The organism is Succinatimonas hippei YIT 12066, assembly GCF_000188195.1.
Lineage (GTDB): Bacteria > Pseudomonadota > Gammaproteobacteria > Enterobacterales > Succinivibrionaceae > Succinatimonas > Succinatimonas hippei.
In genome coordinates, this window is record NZ_GL831077.1 from 36217 (window position 1) to 36740 (window position 524).

Consider the following 524-nt stretch of genomic DNA (forward strand, 5'->3'; position numbering starts at 1 on the left):
CTTGGCTAGCTTGGTCTGTACCTTGGCTAGCTTGATTTACAGAAATATTATTTTTACTCCCCCCAACTTTTTCGTCAATTTTTCTAAACAAATTAATCCTAAATGCAATATCCATATCTATGAATTCCGGCTCTTGTAAACCATATTCATACATTGATTGCATTAATTTCGGTATACCGCTACCCCACGACTCAATTAAATTCATATAAACAAAAGCATGAGCCAATGCCCTATTTCTAATCTTGGAAAATCCCTCTTTCATTCGATCAATAGAAACTCCAGGCATTAGCCCGCCGGGAGAAGTAATTTCCAATCTAGTATCAAAGATAGCAACTTGAACATTAGAATTTTGCAAAAAACTGGAATTTACAACCGCATTAATTATCAGTTCTCGAATTCCATCTGGAGGCAACTCATAAATATCCTGTCTAAAAAGTCCCTCCAGACGAGCTCCCAAATGTATATTTCTCAAAACAAATTGAAAAGCATTTTCAATCTGCTCCCACAATGGCCCAGAATATTCA

At 36.3% G+C, this 524-nt stretch carries 1 protein-coding gene; it reads right to left on the reverse strand.

Annotated features, from left to right (window positions below; translation table 11 throughout):
* On the reverse strand, window positions 1–524 hold a 524-nt coding region (locus tag HMPREF9444_RS11015; RefSeq protein ID WP_320410107.1), incomplete at both ends, for an ATP-binding protein.